General features: G+C 32.9%; 4 protein-coding genes. All 4 read right to left on the reverse strand.

The genetic code is table 11. The features are described from left to right. Position 1 precedes the first annotated feature (1 nt). Positions 2-931 carry an ABC transporter permease gene (locus tag ACOEN1_RS10755; RefSeq protein ID WP_422486901.1) on the reverse strand — a complete coding sequence of 310 codons (930 nt, stop codon included), beginning with the start codon at positions 929-931 and terminating at the stop codon, positions 2-4. Between the two features lie 74 nt (positions 932-1005). Further along, positions 1006-2637, reverse strand: coding sequence for an ABC transporter substrate-binding protein (locus ACOEN1_RS10760; protein ID WP_422486902.1), 1632 nt, complete (start codon positions 2635-2637; stop codon positions 1006-1008). A gap of 106 nt (positions 2638-2743) precedes the next feature. Continuing rightward, positions 2744-4060, reverse strand: a complete 1317-nt coding sequence (locus tag ACOEN1_RS10765; protein ID WP_422486903.1) for a D-serine ammonia-lyase — start codon at positions 4058-4060, stop codon at positions 2744-2746. Between the two features lie 42 nt (positions 4061-4102). Beyond that, a complete protein-coding gene (locus tag ACOEN1_RS10770; RefSeq protein ID WP_422486904.1) occupies positions 4103-6241 on the reverse strand; it encodes a CocE/NonD family hydrolase in 2139 nt (712 codons plus the stop codon). Positions 6242-6627: the final 386 nt, after the last annotated feature.

Genomic DNA, 6627 nt, shown 5'->3' on the forward strand with positions numbered 1-6627 from the left:
CTTATGCTCCTTTCGCTGTTCTAACCCTAGGGTCTAATATTCCATAAATTATATCTATTAGTAGATTTACAAGTACAAAAATAGTTGCTACATAAACTACACTCCCTTGAATAACCGGAATATCTCTAGTCATAATTGCATCAATCATAAGTTTCCCAAGCCCTGGAATAGAAAATACTGTTTCTGTAAGCATGGAGCCTCCCAAAAGAAATTTCACAGTGATTCCTGTATATGTAATAATTGGTACAGATGCATTTTTAAATACGTGTTTCATTATAACAACAAATTCATTTACTCCTTTTGATCTAGCAGTCCTTACATAATCCTGAGTTAATACATCTAACATGCTTGTTCTGGTCAATCTAGCTAAAGATGCCGCATAACGAGTTCCCAAGGCTATTGTTGGCAAAACGAATGCATAAGGTGCTTCAATTCCTGATAAGGGCAGTAGATCTAGTTTAAGTCCAAATATTATCTGTAAAATTATTGCAATCCAAAAAACTGGTGCTGATAAGCCAAGCATTGTAACAAGCATTAGCAACCTATCTATTATCGTACCCCTAAAAACAGCTGCTATTGTACCAATTGAAACTCCCACAGCTACAGCAAATCCTAGTGCGTAGGATCCAAGTTTAAGTGTTACTTCAAAGGCTCTCATTAACATAACAACTACTTCTTCTCTTTGGAAATATGACGTTCCAAAGTCTCCTTGTACTGCATTTTTAAGGAAATCTAAATACTGAATTGTGTAAGGTCTGTCCAACCCCAACTCAGTTCTTATTCTTGCGATTGTATCAGGATCGGCCTTCTTCTCCATCATCAAAGAGGCTGGGTCACCAGGTATTATATTTAAGAGAATAAAAGTTACTAATGTAACCCCTACTAAGACTACAATAGATTGTAAAAGTCTTTTAAAAATATACTTCTTCAAATTATTCTGCCTCCTTTCATGTCTCTTGTAGTTATAGAGATTGAGGCTACTAATCTAGCAGCCTCAAAATTTATTTATTTTATGTCTGCAGGGAAAAATCTAAATGTCCAATTTTGTAGTTGCAGTCCTTCAACTCTATCAGATTGAAGGTAAAAAGCTTTTGGTGTATATAATGGTGAATGAGGTAAATCTTCATGTACTATTTTATAATCCAGTTCTTTATATAGTTGTTCTCTTTCATCTCTATCAGTTATTTTTCTTCCTTTGTCTGCCATTTCATCAAACTCTGCATCCTTATAATTACTAGAGAAGAAAATACCATTATCTCCATATAGGAAAGTATAAGTGAAATTGTCTGGATCCACATAGTCAGCATACCAAGTTAAAATTGGCAATTGGACTTCTCCACGCTTTCTCAAGTCAACGTAACTTGACTGATCTACTTGTCTAATTGTAAGATCTATGCCAACCTCTTTAAATTGAGCTTGCAATACTGTAAATACACCTACTAATCTGTGCTTTTCTACTACATAGGCTTCCAGCTCTATACCATCTGGATATCCTGCTTCTGCCAATAATTCTTTTGCTTTTTCTGGGTTGTATTCAAGCTCAGGTGCATTTGGATCGTGTCCAAGTACTCTTGATGGCAACATGCTCTTTGCCGGTGAAGCATTACCCTTAAGATAATTTTCTGTAAGAGAGTTTCTGTCAATTGCAAGACTAACAGCTTTTCTTACTCTAACATCATCCAGTGGTGGCATTTCATGATTTAGAGTCAATGCAATGATTCCTATTAATTCTTCTTCTTTCAAATTCTCAGCAAAATCAGGATCATCTCTATATTGGTCTACTAAATTTTCATTAACTCTGGCAACATCAATATTGCCTTTCTCAAATTCTAATAATGCTGTGTTTGTCTCCATATTAAGAAAATGTACTTCATCAATCTTTGTAACTTCTCCATGGTAATCCTCAAATTTTTCAAGTATAACTTTTACTTTAGGTTGGAATTCCTGAACCATCATTGGACCTGTACCTACATAAGCCTCAAGACCCCAGTCCTTTCCATAATCCTCTGCCTCTTCTGGAAATATAACCATTTGTTGTGTAGACATTATTGATTCAAAAGGAGCATATGGTTCATATAAACTAATCTCAAAGTTGTAATCATCAATAAGATTAAATCCTGATAGTTCTGTTGCTTCTCCATCAAGCATTTCTTTTGAACCTTCGATCATATCAGCGATCCAGGTATTTACGTTTCCTGTAGCTGGGTTAAACATTCTTTCAAAAGTATACTTTACATCATGGCTGGTAAGGTCACTTCCATCATGGAATTTGATACCTTCCTTTAACTCAAAAGAATAAGTTAAGCCATCCTCAGAGACTGTTGGCATCTCCTTAATTAATAGAGGGTACAATTCATATGTACCTGTCTCTGAACCTACTAAAGGTTCATGTGTTTGATCTGTTACTTCAAATATTTCTGAATTAGTGAAAAGATGGATATCTAATCCTGAAACAATACCAAGATCATTACCATACTTAATTATCTTCTTTTCACCTACAGTTTCCTGTCCATCCTCAGTACCTGTATTCTCTGATGTTGATGGTTCTACTACTTCATCTCCTCCGTTTCCACAAGCAGCTAAAAGCATTAACATCATAACTGCTAGTAAAATCGCCATTTTCTTCTTAAAATTCATAATTTCTCCTCCTCTTTTGTTTTTTCCTTATATATAATTAATTATTAGGAAACCTGGTTGTTTTTAGCTTTTAATGTAAATCGCTAAAGTTTTGTCTTAAAAAATATTACTTGTAGCTAGCTTTAAGATAATCTTCTTTCATAACTTCTTTTGGAACCATCTTTCCTCCAGTTGCCCAAATCAGATGAGTGGCATTTTTCATAAGATCTTTTACTTCTATTCTCTCCAACATATTATTGCCTTCTTCTGAAGATAATAAGGTAGAGATCCCTTTAAATCCTGCCAAAGCAGATGGTTCTAAAGATATATTCTCTGTATCGTATAATATTTTCAATAAATTATAGAGTTCATGGTCTTTAAATGTAACAAAACCTGCAACTAATGGCTCTATCATCTTGCTAACATATCTAGATGATCTTCCTACAGCTAATCCGTCAGCTATTGTACGATTGTTTAAGCCAATATCTTGTACACTTACTTCACTATGCATTCCAGTAAGAATTCCCAAAAACATTGAAGCAGATTGAGCTGGTTCTACAAATATTGGATGAACATTCTCACCAAAAAGTAGTTTCAATCCAAAAGCTACACCCCCTGGACCTCCCCCTACACCACAAGGAAGGTAAACAAAAAGTGGATTATTTTTATCTACTTTTATTCCACTATCTTCAAATTGCTTCTTTAATCTTAAGGCGCTAACAGAATAACCTAGAAATAACTCCTTAGAATTTTCATCATCTACAAAGTGACAATTGGGATCCACTTCAGCTTCTTTTCTTCCCATGGAAATTGCATATGAAAAATCACTATCGTATTCTTTTACTGTGACCCCTTTGCTTCTTAACATATCTTTTTTCCATTCTTTTGCATCAGATGACATATGTACCGTTACTTTAAATCCTAAAACTGCACTTATTATTCCAATACTAAGACCTAAATTGCCAGTTGATGCGACTGCAACGCTATACTTAGAAAATATATTTTTAAATTTTTCTTCTGATAGTTTTTCATAATTATCATCAAGTCTCAACATACCAGAATCAAGAGCAATCTTTTCTGCCAGACATAAAACTTCGTAAATTCCACCTCTAGCCTTTATTGATCCAGATATTGGTAAACTATGATCTCCTTTTAAGGATATCTTCCCTGGAATCTTTATTTTTTCATATTTTTCTATTTCTACTTTTGCTTTATCTAAACTAAAAATTTTCGATTCAATAATTCCTTTGGATTCTTTAGTGTCATCAAACACTTTTTCGAAAAAAGGTGCAAACCTATTTAATCTTTCACTGGCATCCAAAACATCTTTATAATCTAACTCCAGCTTATTCATATCAAATTCTTTATCGTATGAAAGATTCCCCCAAAATTGTGGCGTTTCATTCTTAAGCCCTTCAAAGGCTTTTTGATTCTTAACTTTCATATAAAAACCTCCTCATTAATTATTAATATTCCTACAAATGTTTTAATAGTCTATAACAGGTATACTTATCTTACTTGGATACTCTTTGCTATGATAAATCCTTTGCTGTGCAATAACATATTCAGTATCAGTTGAAAAATCATTTCCTGTATTTTGATTAGGAAATACTAGGTTTTCCGCACTAGAGGTAATTTCCACTCTAATCATATGCCCCTTTTTAAATGTATTTGATGTATGGAACATATTAATTCTATATTTTCTTATTTCACCTTTACTAAGCAAGGCTTCTTTTTTGAAATCATCAATATATTTCGCCCTATATACTCCATCCACTAACCTACGAGAATTCCCTTCCATATCAAGGTCTGTCAACCGCACAACCCAGTCTGTATCCTTAGCAGAAGTTTCAGCATAAATATCAGTAAAAACTTCACCCGCAATAGTTACTTCTTCTTCTAATACATCACTAGTGTAGACTAACACATCCTTTCTTTTCTCAATATCTCTGTAATTTGCTGGTACATTTAATTCATTTTCTCTTAAATCAATTAAATGTGGCGTAGGATCATAAGGGTCGTATGAATACTCATCATAATCATGATTAAATTTCTTTTCCCATCTTAATTTACCATCTCCTTTTGAGCTATTAGCTTGTCCAAGACTATCTAAATACAGATTCTTCCTTTCAGCTTTTTCTGGAGTCCATGTATTAGAATCTTTCCATTTATTAGATCCTTGAACATAGTAATCAACTGCTGCTTCTTTATCTATACCTGTATCAATATTTTTTAAGTACCTATCAAACCATTTTTGAAAAGCTAAATCAATATCATATCTTATAGCATTGTTACCAAAACCTATATCACCAATATCTCTATTAGTATTTGCCTTATGCAACCATGGACCTAAAATCATTTTCATGTTTTCCCGATTGTATTTTGCATTCACACTCCAAGCTTCTAAAGATCCCTGCCCATTATCATCAAACCATCCAGATATAATTAAAGAAGGAACATTTATTTTATCTCCTTGCTTACTCCAATCCATTAGTTCCCAAAATTCATCATATAGGCTGTGGTTCATGTAGTTATCCCAAAACAGTATAGGTTTACCAAGTATTTTCTCAGGTATATCTTTTATGGGTCTTATTTTTACTATCTGATCCCAATCATCTCTTTCCATTGCTTCTGGATAAAAATTTTTCTTTGACATTGCAAAAATCCAAGCCAGAATTCCTGAAGCCATTGTCCCGCCTTTTCTTGGAAGGTCACCAAATGGACTTCCTGCTGTTACAATGCTTACAATAGCTTTTAAATGAGGATTGCCTGTACTAGCTGCAGCCCATTGAACATAACCTAAGTAAGAAGCGCCATACATTCCAATATTCCCATCACACCAAGACTGTTGGGAAATCCAATTTAGAGAATCATCTCCGTCTAATCTTTCTGAACCCTTGGAAGAAAACTCTCCTTGAGATTTTTCTCTGCCCCTTACGTCTTGAATCACAAGGACATATCCTCTCTGTACAAATCTTAGCTGCGACTCTGAAATTCTATCTTTTCCGTAGGGTGTTCTAATGAAGACCGTTGGGAATTTAGTATTGTTTTCTTTAGTTTCGGGTATCCAAACTTCTGTTGCCAGTTTTACTCCATCCCTCATACTTACCATATAATCCTCAAGTTTTTTTACCCTAAATTCATCTTTAGATATTTTGGCCTTCTCCCAGAGATCTTGTGGAGTATACTCTTCGTAACCATCTTTTACTAATACAATACATTCTTCTCTATTTGTAACAATAAAACCAACCACTTCATTTTTATATAGGATTATATCCATTGGGTATCTTTTCTTTCTTTGAGCCCATACAATAACATCTTCTTTGTTTTCAAAGTAAGATAACTCATCCCTTGATTTTTTTTGATAAATAATATCCTCATTAAAACTATATTCATTAAAATTTGTGAAAATAAGTCTATTATATTTTTCCAAGTTTCTCTGTATCTCAACAATATCAATATTATATTTATCTTTATAAATATTTTCTTCCTTGTCATAAGTATTTATTTCAGACCAATTGTTATTGAATATATCCCTTTTACTATGAAAGATCTCAATATCTTGAAAATATATATCTGCTAGATGAATCCCTGAACGATATAATTTATAGTTTTGATTTCCCATTAAATATCACCCTTTCATAATGTAAAGCTTAGCTACTATATAACTCGTGATCTATCAAATAATTTAAGTTAATTTTAATATCTTTTAAGTATATCTGAATATATATATTTTTTTTAATTATAGATTAATATATCATAAAGTTTTATTAATAGCTACAATATTTTAAATTATTAGTAAACTTTATTCTAGTTTCGCTTTAAATAAGTGTGTAAATACTCTAAAATACCGCTTCAAAAATTAATGCTAATTATTTATAAACTATTTTGAATGAATATATGTTACAAGACCATTACATCCAGGAATAATTTAAATGGGGTAATCGGGAAATGACCGATTTTACCCTCACAAACAAAAAATGAAGAGAACCCGTAAGATTCTGGGCTTTT

This window comes from Gudongella sp. DL1XJH-153 (genome assembly GCF_049310905.1).
Lineage (GTDB): Bacteria > Bacillota > Clostridia > Tissierellales > Tissierellaceae > Gudongella.

What these genes read in the sequence shown, in the direction of transcription:
- ACOEN1_RS10760 (WP_422486902.1), bottom strand. Translation starts at nt 2,637, where the DNA reads ATGAATTTTAAGAAGAAAATGGCGATTTTACTAGCAGTTATGATGTTA.
- ACOEN1_RS10765 (WP_422486903.1), bottom strand. Translation starts at nt 4,060, where the DNA reads ATGAAAGTTAAGAATCAAAAAGCCTTTGAAGGGCTTAAGAATGAAACG.
- ACOEN1_RS10770 (WP_422486904.1), bottom strand. Translation starts at nt 6,241, where the DNA reads ATGGGAAATCAAAACTATAAATTATATCGTTCAGGGATTCATCTAGCA.